2 protein-coding genes and 1 pseudogene are annotated in these 2,507 nt (G+C 69.4%); 2 read left to right on the top strand and 1 reads right to left on the bottom strand.

Translation table 11 applies throughout. The features are described 5' to 3' along the window. Positions 1-402, top strand: a pseudogene (locus R1101_RS0121070) (hypothetical protein); the annotation flags it as partial. 6 nt (positions 403-408) lie between these two features. Here R1101_RS0121070 and R1101_RS0121075 read toward each other — a convergent pair. Then, a complete protein-coding gene (locus tag R1101_RS0121075) occupies positions 409-1,992 on the bottom strand; it encodes a glycoside hydrolase family 13 protein (RefSeq protein WP_016935246.1) in 1,584 nt (527 codons plus the stop codon). Between the two features lie 115 nt (positions 1,993-2,107). Between R1101_RS0121075 and R1101_RS0121080 the strand changes: the two genes are divergently transcribed. Beyond that, a partial coding sequence (locus R1101_RS0121080) for a cupin domain-containing protein (RefSeq protein WP_016935247.1) occupies positions 2,108-2,507 on the top strand: 400 nt, incomplete at its 3' end.

Consider the following 2,507-nt stretch of genomic DNA (forward strand, 5'->3'; position numbering starts at 1 on the left):
GGTTGGGCGATGGATTCCGCATGGCGCGGGGCACTGCCGCCGGACGACGGTTACGTCCACGTCGACGACGTGCCGGCGCGAGTGCTCGTCGAACTCGCGCAGCGCGGTGTCGCGCTCACCCGTGAGCACGGTGCGCAGGGACCCCCGGCGTCGTTGCTGGCCCAGGAAGTTCTCGAGGTGAGCGGCGCCGGAACGACGGTGGGCGTGCCGATGCGCATGGTGTTCGCGCTCGGCGCGATGGGTTTCGTGCCCGGTGCCGGTCGCGACACCGTCGACTCGGCCGGCATCGACCCTGCCGAGGTGGTCCGGGTCCGTGCGTCCGCCACATGGATGCGCCTCGATGCCCGCTACGGTTCGGTCTACCTGCGGCGCGGCGGCGGGCTCGGTCTGAGCGTCCTCTGAGGGTCGTCACACCAGCCAGACGGCGGTATCCGGTGGCAGTTCCCGTCCGGTGAGCGTCCGGCTCGCGAGCAGCACCTCTCCGGGTGGCAGTTCGACCACGACGTCGCCGGCGTTGAGCACGCACGTCAGGCCGCCGGGGCGACGGAACGCCAGGCACCCCGCCGGGCTTCCGTACCAGGCGACCTCGTTGCCGTCGAATTCCGTTCGCTCCTTGCGGATCTCGATCGCCCTGCGGTACAGCGAGAGCGTCGAGTCCACGTCCTCGAGTTGCGTCTCCACGGTCAGCGCCGACCATTCCGGAGGTTGCGGGAGCCACGCGGACTGCGCGGAGGTGAATCCGAACGGCGGCGTCCCACCCTCCCACGGCAGCGGCACGCGGCACCCGTCGCGTCCGCGTTCGGTGTGCCCGGATCGTTCCCACACCGGATCCTGCAGCACCTCGTCGGGCAGGTCGACGTTGGGCAGTCCCAGTTCGGCGCCGTTGTAGACGAACACCGTCCCAGGAAGAGCGAGGGCGACGAGGATCATCGCGCGTGCTCGTGCCGTCCCGAGCTCACCGTCTCCGTAGCGGGTGACCTCACGGTCCACGTCGTGGTTCGACAGGGTCCACGTCGGTGAGGCCTGCACCGACGTGACTGCGGCCAGGCCCTTCTCGACAGCATCGCGGATGGCGTCGGCGTCCCAGTCCGACAACGTCAGGTGGAAGTCGAAGGCGAGGTGGAGTTCGTCCGGTCGCAGGTACTCGGCGAACCGTTCGTGGTCGTCGACCCAGATCTCACCGATCGCCACCGCGCCCGGGTACTCGTCGAAGACCCGCCGGAGCCGGCGGTGGATGTCGTGGACCTCGGGATTGTTGAACCGCGGGTCGGCGGGGGAGTGCCCGAGCAGTTCGTTGGTCTCCCACCCGTCGTGATCGGGCAGGTCTGCCGGCTTCGCCATTCCGTGGGCGACGTCGATCCGGAAACCGTCCACGCCTCGGTCCAGCCAGAACCGCAGGGTCTTGTCGAGATCCTCGACGACCTCCTCGTCGTCCCAGTTCAGATCGGGCTGCCCGGGGGCGAACACGTGCAGATACCACTGACCCGGCGTGCCGTCGGGTTCGGTGATGCGGGTCCAGGCAGGGCCACCGAAGACGCTCGGCCAGTTGTTCGGTGGTGCGCTGCCGTCCGGACCCCGGCCGTCCCGGAAATGGAACCGTCGTCGTTCGCGGCTGCCCGGCCCTGCCTCGAGTGCTGCCCGGAACCACCGATGCTCGACGCTGACATGGTTCGGTACGAGGTCCATCACCACCCGGATCCCGCGCGCATGGGCGTCGGCGACCAGTGCCTCGAGATCGGCGAGATCCCCGAACAGCGGGTCGATGTCGCGGGGGTCGGACACGTCGTAGCCATGGTCGGCCATCGGCGAACGCATCACCGGGTTGAGCCAGATCGCGTCGATTCCGAGGAGTTCGAGATAACCCAGACGGCTGCGTACACCCGCGAGATCGCCGATGCCGTCACCGTTCGCGTCGGCGAACGACCGGGGATAGACCTGGTAGAAGACCGCGCTGCGCCACCACGGCGCCGTCGGGTCGGGACGCCCGGACATCCGGGCTGCGGGGTGGGACACGGAAGTCATCGTGTCAGACGGCAGGGCGAAAGACAGGGCGAACGACGTCCGGGGCCGTTCCGTCCGGGCGGGCCCGCATGATAGGACGAACGGCATGAATACGACATCGATCGTCGCGGTCCGGCTGGACGACGTCGAATTGCGCGACGACCCGATCGAGCCTTCGTGGATCCGCGAAGGCGCTCCGGTGGCGCGCAGCGGTCAGTGGGCGACCAGCGCCGACCGCACCACCACCACACATGTGTGGGACTGCACCGCCGGCCGCTTCGACTGGCATTTCGGCGTCGACGAGATCGTCCACATCGTGGAGGGCTCGGTGATCGTCTCGTCCGCCGACTCCGAACCCCGCACGCTGCGGGCCGGGGACGCCGCGCTCTTCCGTGCCGGGACCACCGCGCTGTGGGAGGTCCCCGAGTACGTGCGCAAGCACGCCGTCCTGCGTCGCCACCTGTCGCCCGCGGCCCGGTTCACCCAGAAGGTGGAGGACCGCCTGC

Origin of the sequence: Rhodococcus sp. R1101 (assembly GCF_000278445.1) — a bacterium.
Taxonomy (GTDB): Bacteria; Actinomycetota; Actinomycetes; order Mycobacteriales; family Mycobacteriaceae; genus Rhodococcus; species Rhodococcus gordoniae.